Here is a 25,252-nt window from a genome sequence, read left to right on the forward strand (position 1 = left end):
GGTTCAGCGGGCCAGGAGCTCGGCGATGCGGCCCAGGCCCTCGCCCAGGTCGTCGTCGCCCAGGGCGAAGGACAGCCGGGCGTAGCCGGGGGCCGAGAAGGCCTCGCCGGGCACGATGGCCACCTTGGCCTCGTCCAGCACCACCTCGGCCAGCTCGACGGTGCTCGACACCGGCCGCCCCGCCACCGTGCCCCGCTCCAGCACGGCCCGGAACGACGGGAAGGCGTAGAACGCCCCCTCGGGGGTCATGGCGGTGACGCCCTCGATGCCGTTGAGCAGGCGGTGCATGGTCTTGCCCCGCCGGTCGAAGGCCTCGCGCATGCGGGCCACGTCGTCCAGGCCCCCGCTGACCGCGGCCAGGGCGGCCCGCTGGCTCACGTTGGCCACGTTCGAGGTCTGGTGCGACTGGAGGTTGGCGACCGCCTTGGCCACGTCCACGGGGCCGACGATCCAGCCGACCCGCCAGCCGGTCATGGCGTAGGTCTTGGCCACGCCGTTGAGGACCAGGCAGCGGTCGGCCAGCTCCGGCACCAGGGCGGGCATGGAGTGGAACCGGTGGTCGTCGTAGGTGAGGTGCTCGTAGATCTCGTCGGTGACCACCCAGATGCCGTGCTCGACCGCCCACCGGCCGATGGCCTCGACCTCGTCCCGGGGGTACACGGCGCCGGTGGGGTTGGAGGGCGACACGAACACCAGGACCTTGGTGCGGGGCGTGCGGGCCGCCTCCAGCTGGTCGACGGAGGCCCGGAAGCCGGCGGCCTCGTCGGTGGGGACCTCGACCGGCACCCCTCCGGCCAGGCGCACCGGCTCGGGGTAGGTGGTCCAGTACGGCGCCGGCAGCAGCACCTCGTCGCCCGGGTCGAGCAGGGCGGCCATGGCGTTGTAGACGGCGTGCTTGCCACCGTTGGTGACCACCACCTGGCCGGCCTCGACCTGGTACCCCGAGTCGCGAAGCGTCTTGGCCGCGATGGCCTCCTTCAGCTCGGGCAGGCCGCCGGCCGGGGTGTAGCGATGGTTGCGGGGGTCCCGGCTGGCCTCGACGGCGGCCTCCACCACGTGGGCCGGCGTCGGGAAGTCGGGCTCGCCGGCACCGAAGCCGATGACCGGCTCCCCCGCCGCCTTCAGCTCCTTGGCCCGGGCGTCGACGGCCAACGTGGCCGACGGCGTGATGGCGGCGATGCGCCGGGACAGGCGGGCGGGGGTGGGCTGGGACATCGACGGTCCTTCTCTCCGGGCGGCGGGCGGGACGCTCGTCGCCAGCTTCCCCCGGCGGCCGGGCGCAAAGCGAACGAACTCTGGACCGGAGACCGCCACGTGCGTCGTCACTGGCCCGAAGTTGGGAGGCGGGCGAAGGGATTTCGGTCGCCGGCGGGAGGCCGCCACACTGGCGCGGTGAGCGCCGCCCTGCCCGACATCCGGATCCCCACCGACCTCCTGCCGGCCGACGGCCGGTTCTGCTCCGGACCGTCCAAGGTCCGGCCCGAGGCGGTGGCCGCCCTGGCCGCCGAGGCCAACGACTACCTGGGCACCTCCCACCGCCAGGCCGGCGTGCGCTTCATGGTGGCCCGCCTGCGCAACGGCCTGGCCGAGCTGCTGGCCCTGCCCGACGGCTACGAGGTGCTGCTGGGCAACGGGGGCACCACCGCCTTCTGGGACGCCCTGTCGTTCGGGGTGATCGACCAGCGCAGCCACCACCTGGTGTTCGGGGAGTTCTCGGGCAAGTTCGCCGCGGTGGCCCGGGCCGCCCCCCACCTGGGCGAGCCGTCGACGGCCAAGGCCGAGCCGGGCACGGCGCCGGCCCTGGCCGCGGTCGAGGGCGTCGACGCCTACTGCCTGACCCACAACGAGACCTCGACCGGGGTCATCACCGAGCTGGTGCGCCCCCAGGGCGCCGACGACGGGGCCCTCGTCCTGGTCGACGCCACCTCGGCGGCCGGCGGGGCGCGCTTCGACCCGGCCGAGACCGACGTCTACTACCTCGCCCCCCAGAAGTGCCTGGCCTCCGACGGCGGCCTGTGGCTGGCCGCCTGCTCGCCCGACGCCGTGGCCCGCATCGAGCGGCTGGCGGCGTCGGACCGCTGGGTGCCGGCCAGCCTCGACCTGGGCATCGCCCTGGAGAACAGCCGCAAGGACCAGACCTACAACACGCCGGCCCTGGCCACCATCTTCCTGGCCGTGCAGCAGGTGGAGTGGATCAACGAGAGCGGCGGCCTGCACTGGGCCGCGGGGCGGTGCGCCACCAACGCCGGCATCGTCTACGGCTGGGCCGAGGCCTCGGAGCACACCACGCCCTTCGTGACCGACCCCGCGCTGCGCAGCCCCGTGGTGGCCACCATCGACCTGGCCGGCGACGTGGACGCCACCACCGTGGCCGGGGTGCTGCGGGCCAACGGGGTCCACGACACCGAGAGCTACCGGAAGCTGGGCCGCAACCAGCTCCGCTTCGCCCTGTTCCCGGCCATCGAGCCCGACGACGTCCGGGCCCTGACCCGCTGCGTCGACCACGTGGTGGCCGAGCTCCGCTCGGCCTGAGCCCCCGCCCCCTCGGGACGGCGAACCGCCGTCGGGCCGGTCGGCCACCCACCCCGTCATCGCCCACTGCACTCACGCACCTGGTGGCCCGTCGCCGACCGCCCTCGTGTCCCTGGGGAACCGGTGACCCGGCGGTACCGTCGGACGGGCATGCGCTCCCGCTTCGTCGTCCTGCTCCTGTGCTCCGCCGTGGCCCTGGCCTGCGGCGACGACGGCGGTGACGACCTCGACGCCGGACCGGGCGACAGCGGTGGTGGGGCCACCGAGCCGGCCGACGGCGCGGCCGGAGCCACCGAACCGGCCCCGGCGGCGGATCCCCTGGCCGGGCGGACCTTCGTGGCCACCGAGATGACCGAGGACGGCGCCCCCCGACCCCTGGTGGAGGGCACCGAGCTGCGGCTGGCCTTCGCCGAGGACGAGCTGCGCATCTCCGCCGGGTGCAACTCGATCAGCCGGAGCTACCGGTTCACGGGCTCCGGGATCGAGCTGGGGGACGAGGCAGCCGCCACCCTCATCGGCTGCGACCCGGCCCGGGAAGCCCAGGACGAGTGGATCACCGAGGTGCTGTCCGGATCGGTGGAGGCCGAGGTCGACGGCGACACGCTGGTCCTCACCTCGGGCGCCACCACCCTCACCCTGCTGGATCGGGAGACGGCGTCGCCCGACGTGCCCCTGGTCGGGACCACCTGGACCCTCGACACCGTGCTGGAGGGCACCTCGGCCGACGGGACGGCCAGCAGCGTCCCCGGCCCGACCGCCACCCTCACCCTGGCCGCCGACGGCACCTACGTGCTGGACACCGGGTGCAACACCGGCTCGGGCACGGTGGAGGTGGCCGACGGGACCCTGGCCTTCGCCGCTCCGGAACTGACCCGGGCCGCCTGCGAGGGCGACACCGTCACCACCGAGGCCGCGGTGGTGGCCCTGCTCGACGGCGAGGTGGCCTACGAGATCGAGGAGCGGCGCCTGACCCTGACCGCCGGCGACCGCGGCCTGGGCTTCGCCGCAGCTTGAGCCGCGTCCACACCGGCCCTGGCGCCCTTCCAGCGCCACTGGGTGGTTCGGCGCGTGGCGGTCGGGTCAACCGGCTCGGCTGACCTCCAGCCAGTTCGACCCGTCCCAGATCACGGTGGCAGCCAGGTACGAGCCCGCCACGGAACCGAGCACCGGGGCTGCCCCGGCCCAAGCCACGTTGGATGGCAGGGCGAAGGTCGCCGACCCAGCCGACTGGTAGGCGGCAAGCGTAAACCGGTGCCCCGGGAACAGGCCCGCCGCAAGGTTGCCACTCGTTGCGTTCGCCGTGACGACGGCGGTCATGTACGAGTAGGCCACGGGGTCGTAGGCGAAGGCGCCCGCCGCCGCGACGGAGACCGCCCCGCTCGGCCCGTTGATCTGCGAGGCGCCCAGAGACGCGCCGTTGGTCAGCGTGAACAAGGTGCCCGTGTTGGAGGTGTACGGGACACGGTCCGCCAGGAGGGTGATCGCCGTGTCGAACGTGAAGACCGTGGGAGCGACGATGAATCGGGGTGACCCGGTGAGCGCCAGTCGGCAGTTCTTGGCGTAGACCAGGCCAGCTCCGGTGGTCTGGTGGTTGCCGTCGACCTCGGTGTCACGCAACACGAGGTCCGCATCTTCGAGGCGCAGGACGTAGCCGTCGGTGCCGTTGACCCCGGTCGCTCCGAACGCGCAGTTGTCGAACACGACCCTGCCCCCCGCTGCCGCCCGGACGCAGTTGCGGAACGTGCCGCTGGTCTGGTTGGCGTATTCGGCGATGCCGTGCTGGAACGTGATGTGTGACGGGTTGGAGCCGAAGGTCCCGGGCTGGCCGGCGTTGGCCTTGATGGAGATGCCGTCACGGCCCGAGCCCGCGAACTCGAACCCCGAGAACAGGAGGCCACCGGCACCCTTGTCGATGACCAGACCGTCTTGAGCGGCCTGGTTGGACGAGATGCGTACGAACTGGCAGTTCTGGCTCTCCTCGACAAGGAACGCGTCCCCGGGCGCGTTGTAGAGGTTGACGCCCTCGAACAGGCGCTCCAGCGTGAGCAGCGACTTGAACAGGCCCGTGGGGTCCCCACCGTTGGTGCCGTCGATGGAAAAGTTCCCCGATTTGGGTCCCGTGGCCGTATCCCCTCCGGCGCCGTGGTCACCGAACACGACGGCTCCATCATCCTCCGTCAGGAACAGGCACGCCTTGCGGGCGTTGGGGGGGAGGAACCTCGTGGCCGTTCCCCACAGACCGACCTGCCCACCGAACACGATCGGCCCGGAGATGACGGTGGCGTCCCCGGTGGGCGGGAAGCAGAGCGTCCCCCCGCCGGCCAGGGACACGGCGTCGATGGCGCCCTGCCACGCCGCCGTGTCGTCGGTGACACCGTCGGCGACGACTCCGTAGTCGGCAGCGTCCACGAACGGAAGGGCATCACCTGGCACCGGGCCGACGGTACTCCCCGGGTCAGCGCGCCACGGCCCGGTCGTGCCAGCGCGAGCCGGGCACGCCGGCCCACTGGCCGCGGTGGTGGCCCTGCTCGACGGCGAGGTGGCCTACGAGATCGAGGAGCGCCGCCTCACCCTCACCGCCGGCGACCGCGGCCTGGGCTTCACCGCCCCCTGAGCCGTTCCGCCCGGGCGCGACCCGGATCCCCGACACGGGCACGGGAAGGGCGACCCTCCGCCCTGTTCCCGGTCGGAGCGGGGGTGGCTCCCCGGGGGCCCGGGCCCCTGGCCGGATCTCGGCTCTGGGGCGTACCGTCACCGCCGACCCCGGACATCGCCCTCGAAGGAGGCCACCCGTGACCGCCCCCGTCCCGTCCTCTCCCCAGGACCGATCGCCGAGGACCCGCCGCCGACTCCTCCTGGTGACCGTGGGCGCCGTCGGAGTGCTGGTGGCGGCGGTCCTGGCCTTCGGGGTGTTCGAGGTGCAGGCCCTGTTCACCGACGACGAGGTGGCCGAAGCCGGGCCCGTCTTCGAGTCGGGGGCGGTGGCTCCCACCGGGCCGATCGGGCCCGGGGGCGAGGAGGGCGACGCCACCGAGCCGGCACCGTCGATCCCGCCCGCCGTTCCGGAGGTCACGGTGGCCAGCTCAGGCACCTTCGTGGAGAAGGGCCATCCGGGGGAAGGGACGGCCCGCATCCTCACCGACGGCGCGCAGGCCTTCGTCCGCTTCGAGGACGACTTCGCCACCGACAACGGCCCCGACCTGCGGGTGCGGGCCCTGGTCGACGGAGAGCAGGTCGACCTCGGCGTCCTCAAGGGCAACCGGGGCGCCCAGAACTACGAGCTGCCCGCACACATCGACCCGACCGCGGTGACCTCCGTGGACGTCTGGTGCCGGCGCTTCGACTACGTCTTCACCGAGGCCGCCCTGTCCTGACCCCGACCTCTGGTCGACGACCCGGACCACTCTCACGCGCCACGGCCCCTTCACCGGACCTGGCACCTTTCCGTACCGCAGAGGTACGAAAAAGTGCCAGGTTCGTGGGGGTGGAAGCCGTTGGCGGTGAGCTCAGTCCCCGCCTGACGCGTCCTCGACCTTGGTCTTGCCGGCCGAGATCCACGGCATCATCGAGCGCAGCTCGCCGCCCACCTGCTCGATCTGGTGGTCCTTGCCGGCCTGGCGCAGGGCCTCGAAGCGGGAGCCGCCGCCCTTGACCTCGCCCACGAACTCCTCGGCGAAGGCGCCGGACTGGATCTCGCCCAGCACCTTCTTCATCTCGGCCTTCACCGCCGAGGTGATGATGCGGGGGCCGCGGGTCAGGTCGCCGTACTCGGCGGTGGTGGAGATGGAGTAGCGCATGCCGGCGATGCCCTGCTCGTACATCAGGTCCACGATGAGCTTCAGCTCGTGCAGGCACTCGAAGTAGGCGGACTCGGGCTGGTAGCCGGCCTCGACCAGGGTCTCGAACCCGGCCTGGACCAGGGCGGTGAGCCCCCCGCAGAGGACGACCTGCTCACCGAACAGGTCGGTCTCGGTCTCCTCCTCGAAGGTGGTGTCGAGCACGCCGGCCCGGCTGCCGCCGATGGCATCGGCGTAGGCCAGGGCCACGCCCCGGGCGGTGCCGGAGGCGTCCTGGTGGACGGCGATGAGGGCGGGCACGCCCCCGCCCTCGGTGTAGGTGCGGCGCACCAGGTGGCCGGGCCCCTTGGGGGCGACCAGGGCCACGTCCACGCCCTCGGGGGCGGCGATGTAGCCGAAGCGCACGCTGAAGCCGTGGGCCACCAGGAGGACGTCGCCCGGGTTCAGGTTGGGGGCCACGTGCTCGGCGAAGACGGCCTCGTGCTCAGTGTCGGGCAGCAGGATCATGATGACGTCGGCCTCGGCGCAGGCCTCGGACAGGCCGGCCACCTTCAGGCCCGCCTCGGCCGCCTTGGCCGCCGAGGACGAGCCCTCCCGCAGGCCGACGCGCACGTCGACGCCGGAGTCGGCCAGGTTGAGGGCGTGGGCGTGGCCCTGGGACCCGTAGCCCAGGATGGCCACCTTGCGGTCGGCGATCAGGGAGCGGTCGGCGTCAGCCTCGTACGACACGGTGGCCATGGTTCGGGGAACCTCTCAGGTCGGTCGGGCCGGGGGCCCGGGATGTCAGCGCGCCGCCGGTGGGGGCGCGGGCGGGGTGCGGGGGCCCCTCAGGATGCGTCCGGGACGGCGGCCGCTCCAAGGTGGTCGAGGCGGGGCAGGGCGACGCGGCCCGTCCGCTGGATCTCGAGGATGCCGAACGGGCGCAGCATCTCCTCGAAGTCGTCCACCTTGGTGGGGTGTCCCTCGAGCGACACCGTCAGCTCGTCGTGGGTCACGGCCAGGATGCGGCCCTCGAAGATCTGCACCAGCTCCACCACCTGGCCCCGCCGGTCGGCGGGGGCGGTGATGCTGGCCAGCAGGAGCTCGCGCTCCACCGAGTGGCGGGGGTCGAGCTCGCTGATGTCGACCACGTTGACCAGCTTGTCGAGCTGCTTGACGATCTGCTCCAGGGGGGACGACTCGACGTCGACGACGATGGTGATGCGGCTGAACTGCTCGTCCTCGGTGGGGGCCACGGCCAGGGAGACGATGTTGTAGCCCCGCCGGGAGAACAGGTTGGCCACCCGGGCCAGGACGCCGGACCGGTTCTCGACCAGCACCGAGAGCACGTGGTGGCGGACCTCGTGGCCGGGTCCGGCGTCGCGGCGGGTGCCGCTGGTGCGCGTGGGCATCAGTTCCCTCCCTCTCCGGTGCCGACCCCGCCGCCAGCCTGGAACGGGGGCACCTGGATGTCGTCGTTGCTCTTGCCGGACGGCACCATCGGATAGACCTTCTCCCGGCTGTCGGTGCGGAACTCCACCACCACGGGGCGGTCGTCGATCTCGTTGGCCTTGTCGATGGCGGGCTGGATCTCCTCCGGGGACTCGGCCCGGATGCCCACGCAGCCCATGGACTCGGCCCACTTCACGTAGTCGGGCAGGTCGGGCGACAGGTACACCTCGCTGTAGCGCTCCTCGTAGAACATCTCCTGCCACTGGCGGACCATGCCCAGGTAGGCGTTGTTGAGGATGGCCACCTTCACCGGGATGCGCTCGGCCGACGCGGTGACCAGCTCCTGGGCCGTCATCTGGAAGCAGCCGTCGCCGTCGACGGCCCACACCATGCGGTCGGGCCGGCCCACCTTGGCCCCGATGGCGGCCGGCACCGAGAAGCCCATGGTGCCCAGCCCCCCGGAGTTGACCCAGGTGTAGGGGTGACGGAAGCGCCAGTACTGGCTGGCCCACATCTGGTGCTGGCCCACCCCGCTGGCCAGGATCGTGTCCTCGGGGACGGAGTCGCGCAGGTGCTCCAGCACCATCTGGGGCTTGAGCTGGTCGCCCTCCTGGGGCTCCTCGTAGGCCAGGGGGTAGCGCTCCTGCCACCCGCTGATGGTGGAGCGCCACGGCCGCCGGTCGGGCGTGACCGCCCCCGCGGCCTGCCGGCGCCGGACGGCAGCCACCAGGTCCTCGACGATGAGGCGGCAGTCGCCGTGGATGGGGACGTCGGGGCGCCGGACCTTGCCCAGCTCGGCGGCGTCGATGTCCACGTGGATGACCTTGGCCTCGGGGGCGAAGCCGGCCACCTTGCCGGTGACCCGGTCGTCGAAGCGGGCCCCCAGGGCGATCAGCAGGTCGGAGCGCTGGAGGGCGGTGACGGCGGTGTAGTTGCCGTGCATGCCCGGCATGCCCAGGCACAGGCGGTGGTCGTCGGGGAAGGCGCCCCGGGCCATGAGGGTGGTGACCACGTGGATGTCGGTCAGCTCGGCCAGCTCGTGCAGGGCCTCGGCGGCCCGGGCCTTCAGGATGCCGCCCCCGACGTAGAGCACCGGGCGCTCGGCCGCCAGGATCAGGGCCGCGGCCCGCTCCACCGCCTCCGGGTCGCCGGAGGTGGCGGGCCGGTAGCCCGGCAGCGAACGGGCCACCTCGTCGTCGGAGGGCCAGTCCCAGCCGGTGGCCGACGCCGGGTTGGTCGGGTCGACGATGTCCTTGGGGATGTCGACCAGGACCGGCCCGGGGCGGCCGGTGGTGGCGATGTGGAAGGCCTGGCGGATGACCATGGGGATGTCGTCGGCCGAGGTGACCAGGAAGTTGTGCTTGGTCACCGACTGGGTGATGCCGGTGATGTCACACTCCTGGAAGGCGTCGGTGCCGATGGCCGGGCGGGGGACCTGCCCGGTGATGCACACCATGGGCACCGAGTCCATGTAGGCGTCGGCCAGGGGGGTGACGATGTTGGTGGCCCCCGGCCCCGAGGTGACCATGGCCACCCCGGGCCGGCCGGTGGCGTGGGCGTAGCCCTCGGCCATGTGGCCGGCGCCCTGCTCGTGGCGGACCAGGATGTGGCGGATCGTCGAGTCCAGCACCGGGTCGTACACCGGGAGGATGGCGCCGCCCGGGAGGCCGAACATCACCTCCGTCCCCTCCATCTCGAGGGCACGGATCAGCGCCTGTCCTCCGTTCAACTCCATGGTGGCGTGCTCCTCGGTCGGCTCGGGCGGGGGTGGGTCAGGTGTCGGTCATGGTGCATGCGCCGAAAACGGCGACGACCTCCCCGAGGGGAGGTCGATCGAGCGCACGCGAGATGTCGGCGGCGTGCGCTCAGGGCCCGAGTACGAGGGTGGTGCCGACGGACATCGCTGGGCAGCATCGCGCGTCGGGGACGCCTCGTCCAGCCACCGGGCCGGACCGCGGCCGCCGGTCCGGTCCAGGGCGTTTGGGGTCCCCTCCCCGGGCCCGTTCCCCCTCGCCGGGGACAGGGCTACTGTTCGCCCGTCCCGATCCCGGCCGCCCCCGGGGCCGGACCGGACCGCCGTCGACCGGCACGAGGTGAGGAACGGATGAGCGACTCGAACGCGACGATCAGCATCAACAGCTCGGACCTGGTGGCGGCCATGCCCGACCCCCAGGGCCCGGCCCAGCCGGGCGACCTGAACGAGACCCTGATCGCCACCGACATCTGGACCGACCAGATGGTGGCCGACGCCGGCATCCCCATCGTCGACATCCCCATGGTGTCGATCGGCGGCGGGATCGGGTCCTTCGAGCTGGTGGACCACCTGCGCATCGCCGGGATGTCCACCAACCAGCTCCGCGTGCTCACCAACCTCGACGTCCCGTGGCAGACCTATGAGTACCTCACCCGGGTCTCGCAGGTGCCCCGCAAGGAGCGCCTCCGCTCCGACGCCCAGTCCATGCCGGACAACATCTGGGGCTTCCCCAGCTTCGCCTTCCGCGAGGCGTGGACGGACAAGACCCTCGACCCGGTCTGGAACGTCTGCACCGAGCCGGTCCTGCGCGACTACTACACGCCCCGGGCCGGCTACGTGTTCGAGACCATGGAGCGCGAGGTGCACCGCATCAGCTACCTCGACATGTGCGTCAAGGGCCAGGTGCGGATGGTCCGGCGGCGCCACGGCGGGGGCTACTTCTCCATCCTCACCCCGGCGCAGGGCACGTCGGCCACCAAGCGCATCGCCTACCGGTCGACGTACGTCCACATCTCGGTGGGCTACCCCGGCGTCAAGTTCCTGCCCGACCTCCAGGAGTACCGCACCAAGTACGACGACTACGTCCGGGTCGTCAACGCGTACGAGCCCCACGAGCAGGTCTACGAGGAGCTGAAGCGCCGTCCCGGCCTGGTGTTGATCCGGGGCGGCGGCATCGTCGCCTCCCGGGTCCTCCAGCGCCTGATCGACGACCGGGACGCCTTCGGCCTCCAGACCCAGATCCTCCACCTGTTCCGCACCTACATCACGGGTTCCCACGGGCCCAACATCTTCCTGCGCCGACCGGGGGGGGACGGCTGGGCCTACCAGGGCTTCAACTGGCCCAAGTCGACCTGGGGCGGGCGCTACAAGGCCCAGTTCGAGAAGCTCGAGGGCGAGGACCGCAAGAAGCTCTACGAGCAGCTCGGCGGCACCAACACCCCGATCCGCAAGAACTGGATGGAACAGCTGGCGCGCGGTCGCAAGGAGGGCTGGTACCGCACCTACATCGGCACCGTCGACTCGGTCGTCCCCGGTTCCGACGGCACCGTCGTGACCAAGGTGAAGGCCAAGGACGGCTCCATCCTCGAGGTCCCCGCCCACTTCGTCATCGACTGCACCGGCCTCGAGGCCGACATCCGCGAGCACCGCCTGTACGCCGACCTGTTCGACCACTCCGGCGCCCAGCGCAACGTCCTCGGCCGGCTCGACACCGAGCGCAGCTTCGAGGTGCGGGGCACCCAGAGCGCCCCGGGCTGCATGTACGCCGCCGGCAGCATGACGCTCGGCAACTACTTCGCCGGCATCGACACCTTCCTCGGCCTCCAGTACGCCGCCGTGCGGATCATGGACGACCTGGCCTCCCGGGGGTTCATCAAGAAGATGGGGCCGGTCCGGAGCGCGACGCAATGGTGGAAGTGGGCCCGGCACAAGGACCTCCCGAAGTGATCGCCACGCCCGCTCCCCTGTCCCGACCGCTCAGAGAGGTGCCCGCATGATCCCCGTGCTGCTGGGCCGCATCCAGACGCGCCTGTTGGCGTCGTTCACGGTCGGCCTGATCTGGACGATCATCATCACGCCGTTCCTGTACATCAACCAGCCGGGGAACCAGGGCTACGCCTTCGTCCTCACCATCGACACGATGGGCGGCGAGAACGCCATCCTCCAGACCTACAAGCTCACCCTCGCCGCCCTGGCCATCACCGCCCTCGTCGGTGCCTTCGTCTGGGAGCCGATCTACCACTTCCTCATGCAGTTCCGGTGGGAGAAGGACTGGCCGGCCTTCTTCCAGCTGCTGGAGGTCGTGCCCGAAGGGCTGTCCACGTTCCTCCTGCTGCACGTCTCGGGCCTCAACCCCTTCGGGGACATCGGGCTCGACAAGGAGCAGTACGTGCCGGTGCTGGCCTACATCTTCCTGTTCTTCACCACCTGGATCGCCGTCTGGCTCTTCGTCAACGGGCCGATGAAGATCTTCTTCGTCCGCTGGCGCTTCCGCGGCGGCCGGCTCATCTGACGAGGGACCCCATGGATCGCATCGCCGACTACCAGTTCATCCAGCCCCTCGGTGAGGGGAGCAGTGGCAGCTACTACCTGGCCGCCGCCCCGCCCCGGCTCGGCATCGCCGCCGACCACGTGGCGGTGAAGGTCCTCCAGGTGGCGGCGGGCGAGGACGCCTTCCACCGCCTCACCCGGGAGCTCCGCACCTTCGCCAAGGTCCGCAGCGCCCACCTGGTCACGCTGTACGACGCCGGGCAGGAGGCCGGGCGCTGCTACTACGCCATGGAGTACTGCCCCGGCGGCTCCCTGGCCCACCCGGCCCGGGAGCTGAGCCGAGCCGACAAGGTGGCGGCGGTGGCCACCGCGGCCCGGGCCGCCAACGACCTCCACGAGGCGGGCATCGCCCACCGCGACATCAAGCCGGCCAACATCCTCCTCACCGACCAGGGGGCCAAGCTCTCCGACCTGGGCCTGGTCCAGGTGCTGGCCCCGGGCCAGACCATCACCGGGCTGGGCGGCATCGGCTCGGTGGAGTACCTCGACCCGGCCATCATGCGCGGCGAGCGGGCCTCGCGCTCCAGCGACATATGGGCCCTGGGCGTCAGCCTCCACCGGGTGCTCAGCGCCCGGGGCGTCTACGGGGACCTGCCCGAGCGCGACCCCCTGCTGGCCGTGCGCCGGGTGCTCTCCTCCCCGCCGACGCTCGATCCCAGCCTGAGCGACACCGAGGCCGAGTTGGTCCGGCGCTGCCTCGACCCCGACCCCGCGGCCCGGTTCCGCACCGCGGCCGAGCTGGCCGACGCCCTCGACGCCCTTGGGAGCACGTCATGAACCTCGCCGACGGACGTCTCGCCACTGCCCCCGGCACCGACGGCCTGGTGTGCCGCACCGCCGGGGCGGTGCTCTTCGTCGCCGCCCGCACGCCGGCCTCCGAGGTCGCCCGCCTGGTGGAGGAGGTCCGCGGCCACGACGAGCCCCAGCCGGCCCGCACCCTGGCCCGGCAGCTGGCCATCCTGGTGGGCGGCGACGCCGACACCAGCCTGCCCGGCTTCGCCCTGGTGGCGGCCTCGCCGGGGGGTGTCTACGTGAAGGCGTATGGCGCCGTGGAGGTCCACCTCCAGGGCACGGCCGGCGAGGAGGTCATCAGCGCGGTGGGCTCCTTCACCGGCGTCGACCGGGAGCTGCCGGGCCCGTTCCACACCATCGCCGCCCACCGGGCCGGCGAGCCCACGCCCGCCCCCGTCTTCGACATCGACCTGCAGTCGGGCACCGCGGCCGGAGCCGGCTTCGCCCTCACCATGCTCGCGTCGCCCACCGACGCCGTGCCGGCCAGCCCCCCGCAGGCCGCCCCGCCCGCGTCGGCTCCACCTCCGTCGGCTGCCCCGCCGGCGGCCGCTCCCCCCGCGGCCGAGCCGTCGCCGGCCCCGCCCCCGGAGGCCGAGAGCATGCCCTACACGGCCTCGGCCTCCACCGAGGCCGCAGCCCAGGAGGCGGCAGCCCAGGAGGCGGCGGCCGCTGAGGCCTGGACCGCCACCGGCGCCCTGGACCAGCCCACCGCCGCCTGGCACCCGCCCACCGACGAGGTCGAGGCGGCCCCCCTCCCGGTGGCCGAGCCGCCGGCCGCCACCCCCCCGCCCGGCGCCGAGGTCCCCTCCGCGCCCGTCGACGCCTCCGAGCCGGCCTGGGGCACCGCGCCTCCTCCCGCGGCTCCCGAACCGGCGTGGGGGAGCGCCCCCGAGACCGGGCCGCCCCCGTCCGAGCCGCCGTCCGCTCCCCCGTCAGGCCTGGAGCCGCCCGTGTCGGCGCCGCCCCACGAGCCCGCCACCCTGCCCCCGACGGCCGTGCCGGAGGCCGGTGGCGCCGGCTTCACGTCCCAGCTGCTGGGCGCCCTCGACCAGGAGGAGCCCGAGGAGCGGGAGCCCCTGCCCCTCGAGCTCGACCCGGCCGAGGTCCGGGCCCCCGACCAGCAGACCAGCGAGGTCCTGGTCCAGGGCGTGGTCTGCTCTCGGGGCCACTTCAACGACCCCCGGTCGCGGTTCTGCTCGTCGTGCGGGATCTCCATGGTGCAGAACACCCAGATCCTCACCCGGGGGCCCCGGCCCCCGCTGGGCGTCATCGTGTTCGAGGACGGGGCCACCTTCTCGCTGGCCAGCGACTACGTGGTGGGCCGCCAGCCGGACAGCAGCCCCCTGGTGCAGTCGGGCGAGGCCCTGCCCCTCCCCGTGGACGACCCGGAGCGCTCCATCTCCCGGGCCCACGCCGAGCTGCGCCTGGTCGACTGGGACGTGCACCTGGTGAACCTGTCGGAGACCAACGGCTCCTTCGTGTGGGACCCCACCTCCAACCAGTGGGTCCCCATCCCCGCCGGCCAGTCGGTGATGCTCACCCCCGGCATGCGCGTGGCCCTGGGCCGTCGCTCCGCCGTCTTCGAGTCCGCCCTCGTCCGCTGACCCACCCCGAACCTGGCACCTTTCCGTACCGCATGGGTACGAAAAGGTGCCGAGAACGGAGGACGGGGGGAGGAGGGTTGGGCGCCACCGCCAACGGTGACGCTGGGCGCCGTGGATGCCGAGTGGAACCCCTTCGGATGGCCGGCCCTGGGACGACTGGCAGCCGAGAGCCACGGGATCCTCACCACTGAGCGGATGCTCGACGCCGGCGTCACGACGCCAGGTCACGGCGTGGGTGCGGAGCGGTCGCCTCGTGCCGATGGCCCGTGGCACCTTCCTGGTGGCCGGCGCCCCCGTCACCTTCGAGGCGCGGGTCCTCGGCGCCGTCTCGGTCCATGGGACCGAGACGTGGGCCTCACACCGGACGGCGGCCGCGCTCTGGCGAGTGCCCGGTTTCCCCGAGGACCACCGCATCGACCTGCTCCGACCGGTCGACGGGAGCAACGAGCGACGGGGGGCGGTGATCCACCGGTCCTCGTCGATCCCGATGGAGCACGTGACCGTCCACCGCCGAATCCCGCTGACCACGCCCGCCCGGACGCTCATGGACCTGGCCGCGACGATCGGCACCTCGCGTCTGGAGCGGGCCGTCGCCGAGTCCGTGCGCCGCGGCCTGTGCTCGGACGCGAGCCTCCGGGTCGTGCTGGCCCGGCTCGGAGGTCGCGGGCGACCTGGCACTCGTCGGCTCCGACAAGTCCTGGAGGCCCGAGATCCGGCCGTGCCCACCTCCTCGGAGCTGGAGGAGCTGGCTCGCGCCACCATCCTCGGTGACGGGCTGACCGAGCCGGAGTGGCAGGTCGACCTCAACGACGGCGAAGGGTGGATCGGTCGCGTCGATGGCGTCTTCCGGTCAGCCCGGCTCGTCATCGAGCTCGACTCCCGGGAGTGGCACGGCCAGCACACCGATCTCCTGGAGGACGCCCGTCGTGATCGACGCCTGACCGCCGCTGGCTACGTGGTCGTGAGGATCCGCTGGTCCGATCTGACCCACCGGAGCGACGCGGTCCTGGCCCAGATCCGCGCCCTGCTCGACGCCCGCACCCCCGCGGCCTGACCCGAACCGACCTGGCACCTTTCCGTACCGCATGGGTACGAAAAGGTGCCGAGAACGGGGGGAGATCAGTCGACGGGGGTGGGGGGGGCGGCCTCGGCGGCGTCGAGGAGGGCCTCCAGGCCGGAGCGTTCCAGCTGGTTGGGGTCGGGGGCCACCAGGAGGACGGGGCAGCCGAGGCGCTCCGCGTCGGGGCGGGCCCGCTCGACCGGTTCCAGGCCCTCGGGGCCGGCGAAGGGGCGGACCACCGCCACGGCACCGGCGGCGGCCTGAGCGCCCTCCACCGTGGCCAGGGTGGAGGCCTCGACCCGGCCGGCCCGGCCCAGGGCGGCCAGGCGATCGAGCGCGGACTGGAGCCGGCGGACGGCCCGGCTGCCGGGGGCCAGGCCGACGACGGTGGGGCCGGTGCCGGCCGGGAGGGCCAGCCGCACGCCGTACTCGAAGGCGGCCACCCCGGGCGCGCCGTCGCCGGCCTCGACCACCGGTGGCCCGTCGGGGGCCACGGCGCCGACCCGGGGCAGCGGGGCCACCACCACTCCGACGTCGGCGGGGCCGGCGGCGACCAGGGCGGCCACCGTCGACACCCAGGCCGGGTCCTCCCGGCGGTCGCCGACGAGCACCAGACGGGCCCCCATGCGCTGGGCCTGGGCGGCGATGTCCTCGGCCAGGGAGTCGGTCCGCTGGGAGAAGGACTGCACCGAGAGGCCGCGGGCCCGCACCCGTTCCTCCAGGCCGCGCAGGGAGTCGAGCTCGGAGGCGATGGTGTCGAGGAAGCTGGACAGCTCCCGACCGCCGTCGGTGGCCTGCTGCTGCTCGAAGGAGGTGAGCACCACCTCGGCCGGCATCTGGGAGGCGGCGATGCCGCACGCCATGTCGACCAGCGGCTCGGCCGACGCCGGGTCGTCGATGGCGACCAGGACCCGGAACGAGATGGCGTCCCCCAACGCGGCCCGCTCGGCCTCGGCGATGTCGTGCTCGATCATCCGGTCCGGGTAGATCTTCTTGAGCAGGGGCGAGGTCATGATCGTGGTGATGATGGCCATGAGCACCAGGGCCGTGAAGAGGGTGTCGTCGAGCACGCCCTTGTCACGCCCGATGGACAGCAGCACCAGCTCGGTCAGGCCCCGGGTGTTCATGAGGGTGCCGATGGCGGCCGAGCGCCGCCACGACATGCCCTGGAACCGCCCGGCCACCGTGGCCCCCACGAACTTGCCCACACAGGCCACGGCCACGATGGCGGCCAGCACCCCCAGGAAGCTGCCGATGGAGACCTTGCCGACCTTGGCGTTGAGCCCGGTGACGATGAAGAAGAGCGGCAGGAGGAGGAGCACGGCGATGCTCTCGATGCGCTCCAGGATCTTGTGGGTGAACTCCTCGGCCCCGTCGCGGGGGAACACCACGCCGAGCATGAAGGCCCCGAAGATCGAGTGGATGCCGATCTTGGACGTGCAGTAGGAGGCGACGAGCAGCAGGCCGAGCACGGCGGCCAGCACGTCGGGGGTGAGGGTGCCCGCGGCCTTGAACCGGGCATTGAGCTTGGCCAGCACCGGCTTCACCGCGACCGACATGAGGACGCCGAAGCCGATGGTCAGCCCCATCACCCGGAACAGGTGCACGGCGGGGTTGCCGCCCCCGTCCCCGGTGGTCGACTCGATGACCGCGGTCACCAGGGCCAGCAACGACCAGGCCAGGATGTCGTCGATGGCCGCGCAGGCCAGCGCCACCGCGCCCACCGTGGTGCCCTGCATGCGTCGCTCGTGGAGGATCCGGGCCAGCACCGGGAAGGCCGTGACCGACATGGACGCGCCGATGAAGAGGGCGAAGGGGATGAAGTCGATGCCGTCGGGCAGGTAGGTGTCGTGGATGGCCCAGGCCAGGCCGAAGCCGAGGGCGAAGGGGAAGATCACCGAGGTCAGCGAGACCCCGGCCGCCAACCGCTCCTTGCCCTTGATCAGCTTCATGTCCAGCTCCAGGCCGACCACGAACATGAAGATGATGAGGCCCACCTCGGCCAGCACCTTCAGGAAGGGCCGGGCCTCGGCCGGGAACAGCGTGTCGCTGAGGGGCTCACTCAGGTTGAACAGCTCGGTGATGGTGCCCGAGCCCAGCAGCATCGGCCCGAGGGCCAGGCCGGCAAGGATCTCCCCGACCACCGGGGGTTGGCCGATGCGTCGGAAGAGGGCCCCGATCAGGCGGGCCACCACCAGGATGATGGCCACGTCGAGGAGGACCCAGGCCACGGTGGCCTCGTCCACTCCCCCACCGGCGGCAAGGATCAGCCCCGACATCGCTCCTCCATCTCCGGGGTCGCCCCGGCTCTGCGCCGGCCACCCGGCCGGATCAGGCGGGGCACACAGTACGACTCCCGCCCACCGGCCGCGCCCGAGACCGGCAGGGGACCCGACCCCCGGCTCAGCGGGCCCCGACCGGCCAGGGGAAGAGGGCGGCAGGAGGCAGGTCGAGGGCGGCGGCCAGGCGGAGCTTGAGCTTGTCGTGGGGGCAGATCTCGCCGTGCTCGACCTTGCTGATGGTCTGCTGGGACACGCCGCACGCCCGGGCCAGGGCCAGCTGGCTGAGGCGCCGGCTGCGGCGGGCGTCGGCGACGCGCATGCCCCACTCGTCCGTGGGCACCTCGGCGAGGGCAGGTGGGGCGATGACGCGGATGGTGACGTCGAGCGGGGAGGGCATGGTCGAACTATGACCCGTGGAGGGCGAGAGTGAACTCGTTTCCAGCGTGAAACGTCGGACTGGGGTGGAAAAAGCGTCTGACCAGGACACGAGACGCAGGGTTCACGCCTGGCAGGCGTGGAACACTGGCTCGGTGCCCTCCTCACCCCGCACCGCTCTGGCCGAGCGGCTCCGCGCCGAGCTCAGAGCGTCCGGCGTCAGCCAGGCCAGCCTGGCCGAACAGGTCGGCGTCAGCCAGCAGACGGTCTCGAAGTGGCTGACGGCCGAGACCCAACCGAGGCCCAAGCTGCTGGGGGCGCTGGCCCGGGCGCTGGGGATGGACGTCAACGAGCTGTCGGCGGCCCTGGTCGCCGACGACGCCGACCCGCCGTCACCCGATCGACTGACCGAGATGCGGGTGGCGGCCCTCGATCGGCGCATCCGGGACCTCTCGCCCGACCAGCTGTCCCGGCTCGAGGCCTACGTGCGCGGGCTGCTCGACGGCCGGAGCTGACCGGCGGTGGAGCTGGCGGACCAGGCTCCCGACCCGCCCTGGGACCCGTGGGCCGCCCTCCGGGCCCGGCCCCACGTCGAGCTGCGCTTCGCCCCGGAGGCGGCCCTGACCGGGGGCGCCATGCTGGTGTCGGGGCCGGGTCGGGCCATCGTCGTCCTGGACCCGGCGCTGGATCGGCGGGCCCGGCGCTGCGCCCTGGCCCACGAGCTGGTCCACGAGGAGCGGGGCGGCGGCTGCGACGGCCACGGCCTGCCGGAGTGGTTGGACGACGTCGTCGCCCGCGACGAGGCCGCCGTCAACCGGGAGGTGGCGATCCGCCTCGTGCCCCGCCGTGCCCTGCAGCACCTGGTCGAGCAGCGCGGCGGCCTGGGTGAGGGCGTGGCCCCGTGGGAGGTGGCCGACGCCTTCGACGTCGACGACACGGTCGCCGCCCTGGCCCTCAGCCTGCTGGCCGCGGCGCCGGCCTGAGGCCCGGCGGAAGGGGTCGGCCCGGGGCGGGTGCCGGCCTGCCCTAGGGTCGGGCGCCGTGAGCGCCGCCGCCCCCGCGCCCCCGACCCCGGTGGTCGCCACCGCCGGGGTGGTGAAGTGGTGGGGGTCGACCCTGGCCCTGGCCGGGGCCGAGGTGGTGGTGGGCACGGGCGTGACCGGGCTGCTGGGCGCCAACGGCTCGGGCAAGACGACCCTCTTCGGCCTGCTGCTCGGCCTGCACCGCCCCGACGAGGGGACGATCCGGGTGCTGGGCCTCGACCCCACCGAGGCCGGCCCCGAGGTGCGGGCCCGGGTGGGCTACTCCCCCGAGCACCACTCGCTGCCCCCCGACGTGAAGGCGGTCGACTTCGTGCGCCACGTGGGCGAGCTCCACGGCCTGCCCCGGCGCGAGGCCACGGGCCGGGCCTCGGACGTGCTGTGGCAGGTGGGCCTGGGCGAGGAGCGGATCCGCCCGCTGGGCACCATGTCCACCGGGCAGCGCCAGCGGGTCAAGCTGGCCCAGGCCATCGTGCACGACCCCGTCCTGGTCCTGCTGGACGAGCCCACCGAGGGCCTCGACCCCGTGCAGCGGGACGACATGCTGGCCCTCATCCGGCGGGTGGGCCACGACTTCGGCATCCACGTGATCCTGTCCAGCCACGTCCTCGACGAGGTCGAGCGGGTGGCCGACGGGGCGGTGATCCTCCACGCCGGGCAGGTGGTGAGCAGCGGGTCGCTCTCCGAGCTGCAGGCGTCGAGCACGGGCGGCGTGGTCCTGGAGGTGGCCGGCGACCCCGAGCCGTTCTACGCCGCCATCCGGTCCCACGGCGTGCCCCTCTACGTGGACGGGGACCGGATCTTCGTCGAGGGCGGTGAGGACGCCTTCGACCTGGTGCGGGACGAGCTGGCCCGCCTGGACCTGCCCGTGCGCCGGCTCGAGCCCCGCCGCCGGTCGCTGGAGGAGGTCTTCCTGTCGGCCGGCCTCACCGGTGGGCAGGCCCGGGCCGGGGCGACGTCGTGACCACCCCGACCGACCCGGCCCCCCGGGCCCGCATCATCGACCGGGGGTACCGGACCTACACCGGCCCGCGCACCGCCGTCCGCGGGGCGTTCACCACCGTCTGGCGCCAGAGCGTCCAGCGGGCCCTGGGGCTGCGCCGCTCGGCGTGGGCCAAGATCCTGCCGCTGGCCGCGGTGGGCATCTCCTACGTGCCGGCCATCGTCTTCGTGGGCCTGGTGGCCCTGCTCCCCGACGTCGACGCGGCCGAGATCGAGCTGCCCAGCTACGGCGACTACTTCCCCTTCATCCAGGCCGCCATCGTCCTGTTCATCGCCTTCGTCGGGCCCGAGGTGCTGTGCACCGACCGGCGCACCGGCATGCTCGGCATCTACCTGGCCTCGCCCCTCACCCGGGACAGCTACCTGCTGGCCAAGGCGGCGGCCACCGCCGCGGTGCTGGCCCTGGTGACCATCGGGCCCCCGCTCCTCATGCTGGTGGCCAACGTGCTCCAGGGCGTCGGGCCCGACGGGCCGGCCGGCGTGGCCGGGACCCTGGCCCGGGTGGTGGGGGCGGGGGCGGTCATGGCCGTCCTGTTCACCGCCGTGTCGATGGGGGTGTCGTCCCTGACCGACCGCAAGGCCTTCGCCACCGCCGCCCTGCTGCTGATGCTGGTGGTGTCGTCGCTGTTCCTGTCCGTGCTGATCGAGGCCACCAGCCTGCCCGAGGGCCTCCAGGCCCTGAGCCTGGTGACCGGGCCGTTCAACCTGGTGCAGCTCATCCACGGGGAGCGGCCCGCCATCCCCGAGATCACCCTGGCCGGGGCGGCCGCCGGGGCGGCGGCGTGGACGCTGCTCGGTGCCGCCGTGTGCCGGGTGCGCTACCAGCTCCTGCAGGTGACGCGGTGACCGCCCCGGTGGCGGCCCCGGCGGTGGGCCCGGCGGTGGACGAGGGGACCGCCATGGTGGAGGTCGAGGGGTGCAGCCGCTGGTTCGGCGACGTGGTCGCCGTGTCGGAGGTGACGTTCTCGTTGGGGGCCGGCGTCACCGCCCTGCTCGGCCCCAACGGGGCCGGCAAGTCGACCCTGCTCCGGCTGCTGTGCGGGCTGGTCCCCCCGGCCCGGGGCACGGTGCGGGTCCTGGGGCGCGACCCGCGGCGCGACGTCGAGGTCCACCGCCACCTGGCCCTGGTGCCCCAGCAGGAGACGGTGTTCGACCGCCTCACCGCCCTGGAGCTGGTCGAGACCTGCGCCGCGCTGCGCGGCGTGGCCTCACCCCGGGAGGCGGCGGCCCACGCCCTCTCGGTGGTGGAGCTGGACCCGGGCGACCCCCGCTCCCTGCCCACCTACTCCCGGGGCATGCGCCAACGGGTCAAGGTGGCCCAAGCCATCGTCCACGAGCCGTCGGTGATCGTCCTCGACGAGCCGCTGACCGGGCTCGACCCCCGGCAGCGTCGCCACATGACCGACCTGTTCCACCGCCTCGGCGACGAGGGGCGGTGCGTCGTCGTGTCCAGCCACGTGCTCGAGGAGGTGGAGCGCTTCGGGTCGAACGTGCTGGTCATCGTGCAGGGCCGCCTGGCCGCCGAGGGCGACTTCCGGGCCATCCGCGACCTGATGGACGACCGGCCCCACCGCATCCGCCTGCGCACCGACCGGCCCCAGGAGCTGGGCGGCCGCCTGCTGGCCGCCCGCCAGGTCATCGGCCTGGAGATCGTCGACACCGACATCGTCATCGTGGAGACCGACCGGGTCCACGACTTCCGCCGCACCGTGGCCGCCGCGGCCCGCGACGAGGGGGCCCGGCTGTGGGAGGTCGTCCCCCTGGACGACGACCTCGACTCGGTGTTCCGCTACCTGGTGGGCCGCTGATGGCCGCGCCCCCGATGCTCGCCCCCCCGGCCCAGGGGTCGCCCCGGGGCGCTCTGGGCCGGCTCTACGTGGTGTTCCTGCGCCACCAGCTGACCTGGGGCCGGGCCGTGGTCATCGCCGCCCTGGGGGGCGTGGCCGTGCTCATCGGCCTGGCCGTGCGGGCCGGGGCCGACGACCCGGTCACCACCGGCACCGAGTTCATCAACAACTTCGCCTTCACCACCGTGGTGCCCATCTGCGCCCTGGTGTTCGCCAGCTCGGCCCTGGGCGACACCGTCGACGACCGCACCCTGGTGTACCTGTGGCTCACCCCGGTGGCCCGCTGGCGCATCGCCGCCGCCGCCAGCCTGGCCTCGGTCACCGTGGCCCTGCCCCTCGTGTTCGTGCCCCTGGTGCTGGCGGCCACGGCCACCGGCGCGGGGTCGGCCCTGGTGGGTGGCACCGCGGTGGCGACCATCGTGGGCGTGGTCGGCTACGCCGGGGTGTTCACCGCCCTGGGCCTGCGGTTCCGGCGGGCCCTGGTGTGGGGCATCGCCTACATCCTGGTGTGGGAGGGCTTCGTGGCCACGGCCAGCGAGACGGCGGCCAAGCTCTCGATCCGGGCCTACACCGCCTCGGTGCTGTCCCAGTACACGGGTGTGGGCCTGCGCCTGGGCACCCTCACCCTGGCCTCGGCCATCGTGGTCCCGCTGGTGGTGGGCGTGGCCTTCACCGCCCTCACCGGCTGGCTCCTGGGCCGCGTCGACGTCGACTGAGCGGGTGGCGGCGGAGGAGGCGACGCCGGCGGCCATCCTGCGGCTGGCGGTCCCGGCCCTGGGGGCGCTGGTGGCCGAGCCGCTCTACGTCCTGGCCGACACGGCCATCGTGGGCCACATCGGGACCCCGCAGCTCGGGGGGCTGGGCGTGGCCTCGACCATCCTCCTCACCGGCTACACCACCTTCGTCTTCCTGGCCTACGGCACCACCGGCGCCGTGGCCCGGCGGGTCGGGGCCGGCGACCCCCGGGGGGCGGGCGGCGGCGGCCCGGGCCACCGGCCGCACCATCCTGTGGTGGGGGCTGCTGGGCGGGGTGGGCACGGGGTTGGTGGTGCTGGCCGTGCGGGTCCCGCTGGCCGGGCTGTTCACCGACGACCCGGCGGTGGAGGCCATGACCGCCGACCTCCTGGTGTGGGTGGCCGCCCTCCAGCCCATCGCCGGGGTGGCCTTCACCCTGGACGGCATCCTCATCGGGGCCGGCGACCTCCGCTACCTGGCCCGGGCCATGGTGGCCGTGGCGGTGGGCTTCCTGGGCCTGGCCCTCGCCGTCCTGGCCCTCGACCTGTCGGTGGCCTGGCTGTGGGCCGCCGTCCGCCTGATGATGGCCGGGCGGGCCGTCCCCCTCCTGGTCCGCTTCCACCGGGGCCGCTGGGCCGTCCTCGGCGCCGATCACCCCTGACCGCCACCCAGGCGGGGCTGATAGGCCGGTGGGCCCCCTACTGGCAGGAGGTGAACAGGTCGACGATCTCGGCCGGCGGGGCCTCGCCGGCCGCGATGTCAGCCTCCAGCTCGGCCAGCTCGGCCAGCGTGTAGGTCGACTCCAGGCTGTCGAGCACGCAGGTGCAGACGCTCTCCTCCACGTCGCCCGCGGTGCAGGCGTCCACGAAGTTGGTGCGCACCTGCTCGGGGAAGGTGCTGGCCGTGCTGCCGGTCGGCTCCGGGGCGGAGCTGGCCGTCGTCCCCTCCGACACGGGGGCCGGGGCACCCGCCGCCGTGGTGGTGGTCGACCCCGACGAGGAGGACTCGCCCCCGCTGGCCAGGGCGGCCAGGCCGATGATGAGCGCCACCACCACCAGGGCCACCACGGCCACGATGGCCACGATCTTGCCGCCGTTGCCGGGCGCCCCCCCACCGCCGGAGGAGTAGCCGTGGGTCCCGGTGGCCGGGGCGTAGGAGCCGGTCTGGCCGTACCCGGCGGCGCCGTAGGCGCCGGTGGACGGGTCGCCGGCCCAGGTCCCCGACTGCGGGTAGGCCGGCTGCGGGGCCGGCGTGCCCGGCCCGTAGCCGGGGGGCGCCGGGGTCCCGTACGCCGGCTGCGGGGGCGGGGTGTAGGCCGGGGCGGGCGGGGGCGTCGCCGGCGGGGCGGGAGCGGGTGACGGGCCGGCCCCGTCGGGGCCGAGGGCCTCGGCCCCGGCCGCCACCGCGGCGGGGGGCAGGGCCGGGAGCAGGTCGGGATCGGTGTGGAGGGGCGAGGTGGAGATGCCCCGCCGCTCCTGGAGGTGCTGGGCCCACTGGGCCACCTCCAGGGCGGTGGCCGGCCGCTTCTCCGGGTCCTTGTCCATGAGGGTGTGGATCAGGAGGCCCACGTCCGCCGGCACGTCGTGCTCGTCGAGGGGCGGCGGGTCCTCGGTGTTGACCCGGTACATGATCGCCACCACCGACTCGTCCGCGTCCTTCACGAACGGGGTGCGGCCGCTGGCCACGGCGCAGAGCATGGCGCCCAGGGCGTAGATGTCGCTGGCGGTGGAGGCCCGGGCGCCCCGCAGGACCTCGGGGGCGGTGTAGGCCACGGTGCCGGTGATGACCCCGGTGGCGGTGCGCTGGCTGTCGCCGAAGCGGGCGATGCCGAAGTCGGCCAGCTTGTAGTCGCCGATGCGGGAGGTGAGGACGTTGGCCGGCTTGATGTCGCGGTGGAGGATGCCGGCCTGGTGGGCGGCCCCCAAGGCGTCGCACATCTGCACCGCCACCCGCAGCACCTCCTCCCAGGGTGCGTGGCCGTGGTCGCCCAGCTTGGCCTGGAGCGAACCGGACGGCAGGTGCTCCATGGCCAGGAAGGGCAGGCCCACGTCGGTGGCCCCGGCGTCGTAGACGGTGACGACGTGGGGGTGCCACGACAGCGAGCCGATGGCCTGGCACTCGGCCTCGAAGCGGCGCTTGGCGTCGTCGTCGGAGGGGTCGACGTTGGTGAGCACCTTGAGGGCCACGGTGCGCCGCAGCTTGGGCTGGTTGGCCCGGTAGACCACGGCGAAGCCGCCCCGGCCCAGCTCGCGCTCGACCTCGTAGCCCGGGACGGACATGCCGCCCTTGAGGGGGTTGTCACTCATCCGGCGGTCACGTCCCTGTCGCTCGTCTCCGAGACCCACCCACGGGTCCCGGCCGATGCTACGCAACCCCGGCCCGGTCGGGGCGACCGGGCCCGGTGGAAGGGGATCCCCACCCACTGCGAGGCGGACGGGACCCCGTCCCGAGG

At 73.4% G+C, this 25,252-nt stretch carries 23 protein-coding genes and 1 pseudogene; 16 read left to right on the top strand and 8 right to left on the bottom strand.

All coding sequences use genetic code 11. From position 1 onward, the window contains the following. Nucleotides 1-3: 3 nt before the first annotated feature. On the bottom strand, nucleotides 4-1,215 hold the full coding sequence (locus VEW93_01945) for a pyridoxal phosphate-dependent aminotransferase (protein HYI60547.1): 1,212 nt from the start codon (nucleotides 1,213-1,215) through the stop codon (nucleotides 4-6). 177 nt (nucleotides 1,216-1,392) lie between these two features. On the opposite strand from VEW93_01945, the gene serC reads away from it, so the two are divergent. Beyond that, nucleotides 1,393-2,532 (top strand): phosphoserine transaminase, encoded by a 1,140-nt coding sequence (serC, locus tag VEW93_01950; protein ID HYI60548.1) that lies wholly within the window; start codon nucleotides 1,393-1,395, stop codon nucleotides 2,530-2,532. A 150-nt stretch (nucleotides 2,533-2,682) separates the two neighbouring features. Further along, nucleotides 2,683-3,546, top strand: a complete 864-nt coding sequence (locus VEW93_01955; GenBank protein HYI60549.1) for an META domain-containing protein — start codon at nucleotides 2,683-2,685, stop codon at nucleotides 3,544-3,546. A 66-nt stretch (nucleotides 3,547-3,612) separates the two neighbouring features. Here the strand turns inward: VEW93_01955 and VEW93_01960 are convergent, their stop codons facing one another. Continuing rightward, entirely contained in the window at nucleotides 3,613-4,941 is a 1,329-nt protein-coding gene (locus VEW93_01960; protein ID HYI60550.1) for a hypothetical protein, read from the bottom strand. Nucleotides 4,942-5,008: 67 nt separating this feature from the next. On the opposite strand from VEW93_01960, the gene VEW93_01965 reads away from it, so the two are divergent. Together VEW93_01965 and VEW93_01970 are read left to right on the top strand one after the other, a co-directional pair. Further along, nucleotides 5,009-5,146, top strand: coding sequence for a hypothetical protein (locus VEW93_01965; protein ID HYI60551.1), 138 nt, complete (start codon nucleotides 5,009-5,011; stop codon nucleotides 5,144-5,146). Between the two features lie 250 nt (nucleotides 5,147-5,396). Continuing rightward, a complete protein-coding gene (locus VEW93_01970; protein HYI60552.1) occupies nucleotides 5,397-5,906 on the top strand; it encodes a DM13 domain-containing protein in 510 nt (169 codons plus the stop codon). 132 nt (nucleotides 5,907-6,038) lie between these two features. Here VEW93_01970 and ilvC read toward each other — a convergent pair whose 3' ends face one another. The 3 genes and pseudogenes from ilvC to VEW93_01985 form a co-directional block, all read right to left on the bottom strand. Next, nucleotides 6,039-7,067, bottom strand: a complete 1,029-nt coding sequence (gene ilvC / locus VEW93_01975; protein HYI60553.1) for a ketol-acid reductoisomerase — start codon at nucleotides 7,065-7,067, stop codon at nucleotides 6,039-6,041. Nucleotides 7,068-7,156: 89 nt separating this feature from the next. After that, the gene (gene ilvN / locus VEW93_01980; protein HYI60554.1) at nucleotides 7,157-7,720 is read right to left on the bottom strand and encodes an acetolactate synthase small subunit; all 564 of its coding nucleotides are present in this window, start codon (nucleotides 7,718-7,720) and stop codon (nucleotides 7,157-7,159) included. A 50-nt stretch (nucleotides 7,721-7,770) separates the two neighbouring features. After that, a pseudogene (locus tag VEW93_01985) lies at nucleotides 7,771-9,501 on the bottom strand (acetolactate synthase large subunit). A gap of 363 nt (nucleotides 9,502-9,864) precedes the next feature. Between VEW93_01985 and VEW93_01990 the strand changes: the two are divergent. From VEW93_01990 to VEW93_02010, 5 genes are all read left to right on the top strand, one after another. Further along, nucleotides 9,865-11,460, top strand: coding sequence for a hypothetical protein (locus VEW93_01990; protein HYI60555.1), 1,596 nt, complete (start codon nucleotides 9,865-9,867; stop codon nucleotides 11,458-11,460). A 46-nt stretch (nucleotides 11,461-11,506) separates the two neighbouring features. Then, on the top strand, nucleotides 11,507-12,025 hold the full coding sequence (locus VEW93_01995; protein HYI60556.1) for a hypothetical protein: 519 nt from the start codon (nucleotides 11,507-11,509) through the stop codon (nucleotides 12,023-12,025). A gap of 11 nt (nucleotides 12,026-12,036) precedes the next feature. Next, complete coding sequence (locus tag VEW93_02000) at nucleotides 12,037-12,840, top strand: serine/threonine-protein kinase (protein HYI60557.1); 804 nt, start codon at nucleotides 12,037-12,039, stop codon at nucleotides 12,838-12,840. After that, nucleotides 12,837-14,459, top strand: coding sequence for an FHA domain-containing protein (locus tag VEW93_02005; GenBank protein HYI60558.1), 1,623 nt, complete (start codon nucleotides 12,837-12,839; stop codon nucleotides 14,457-14,459). Before VEW93_02000 ends, VEW93_02005 begins: the two co-directional genes overlap by 4 nt. A 259-nt stretch (nucleotides 14,460-14,718) precedes the next feature. After that, nucleotides 14,719-15,513 (top strand): DUF559 domain-containing protein, encoded by a 795-nt coding sequence (locus VEW93_02010; GenBank protein HYI60559.1) that lies wholly within the window; start codon nucleotides 14,719-14,721, stop codon nucleotides 15,511-15,513. A 65-nt stretch (nucleotides 15,514-15,578) separates the two neighbouring features. On the opposite strand, the gene VEW93_02015 is transcribed toward VEW93_02010, so the two are convergent. Both VEW93_02015 and VEW93_02020 read right to left on the bottom strand, forming a co-directional pair. After that, on the bottom strand, nucleotides 15,579-17,798 hold the full coding sequence (locus VEW93_02015) for a cation:proton antiporter (protein ID HYI60560.1): 2,220 nt from the start codon (nucleotides 17,796-17,798) through the stop codon (nucleotides 15,579-15,581). A 124-nt stretch (nucleotides 17,799-17,922) separates the two neighbouring features. Beyond that, nucleotides 17,923-18,198 (bottom strand): helix-turn-helix transcriptional regulator, encoded by a 276-nt coding sequence (locus VEW93_02020; protein ID HYI60561.1) that lies wholly within the window; start codon nucleotides 18,196-18,198, stop codon nucleotides 17,923-17,925. A 133-nt stretch (nucleotides 18,199-18,331) separates the two neighbouring features. Between VEW93_02020 and VEW93_02025 the strand changes: the two genes are divergently transcribed. The 7 genes from VEW93_02025 to VEW93_02055 are packed head-to-tail and all read left to right on the top strand — an operon-like array spanning nucleotide 18,332 to nucleotide 23,461. After that, a complete protein-coding gene (locus tag VEW93_02025) occupies nucleotides 18,332-18,691 on the top strand; it encodes a helix-turn-helix transcriptional regulator (protein ID HYI60562.1) in 360 nt (119 codons plus the stop codon). Nucleotides 18,692-18,697: 6 nt separating this feature from the next. Further along, the gene (locus tag VEW93_02030; GenBank protein HYI60563.1) at nucleotides 18,698-19,159 is read left to right on the top strand and encodes a hypothetical protein; all 462 of its coding nucleotides are present in this window, start codon (nucleotides 18,698-18,700) and stop codon (nucleotides 19,157-19,159) included. Between the two features lie 58 nt (nucleotides 19,160-19,217). After that, nucleotides 19,218-20,180: an ABC transporter ATP-binding protein gene (locus VEW93_02035; protein HYI60564.1), complete on the top strand. Its 963-nt coding sequence runs from the start codon at nucleotides 19,218-19,220 to the stop codon at nucleotides 20,178-20,180. Continuing rightward, nucleotides 20,177-21,064, top strand: a complete 888-nt coding sequence (locus VEW93_02040) for an ABC transporter permease subunit (protein ID HYI60565.1) — start codon at nucleotides 20,177-20,179, stop codon at nucleotides 21,062-21,064. The genes VEW93_02035 and VEW93_02040 overlap by 4 nt, the downstream gene beginning before the upstream one ends. Then, the gene (locus VEW93_02045) at nucleotides 21,061-22,026 is read left to right on the top strand and encodes an ABC transporter ATP-binding protein (GenBank protein ID HYI60566.1); all 966 of its coding nucleotides are present in this window, start codon (nucleotides 21,061-21,063) and stop codon (nucleotides 22,024-22,026) included. The genes VEW93_02040 and VEW93_02045 overlap by 4 nt, the downstream gene beginning before the upstream one ends. Further along, nucleotides 22,026-22,781: a hypothetical protein gene (locus VEW93_02050; protein HYI60567.1), complete on the top strand. Its 756-nt coding sequence runs from the start codon at nucleotides 22,026-22,028 to the stop codon at nucleotides 22,779-22,781. The genes VEW93_02045 and VEW93_02050 overlap by 1 nt, the downstream gene beginning before the upstream one ends. Beyond that, complete coding sequence (locus tag VEW93_02055; GenBank protein ID HYI60568.1) at nucleotides 22,778-23,461, top strand: MATE family efflux transporter; 684 nt, start codon at nucleotides 22,778-22,780, stop codon at nucleotides 23,459-23,461. The genes VEW93_02050 and VEW93_02055 overlap by 4 nt, the downstream gene beginning before the upstream one ends. A gap of 37 nt (nucleotides 23,462-23,498) precedes the next feature. Here the strand turns inward: VEW93_02055 and VEW93_02060 are convergent, their stop codons facing one another. Further along, on the bottom strand, nucleotides 23,499-25,106 hold the full coding sequence (locus VEW93_02060) for a serine/threonine-protein kinase (GenBank protein HYI60569.1): 1,608 nt from the start codon (nucleotides 25,104-25,106) through the stop codon (nucleotides 23,499-23,501). Nucleotides 25,107-25,252: the final 146 nt, after the last annotated feature.

Source organism: Acidimicrobiales bacterium (genome assembly GCA_035630295.1).
Classification (GTDB): domain Bacteria; phylum Actinomycetota; class Acidimicrobiia; order Acidimicrobiales; family Iamiaceae; genus Iamia.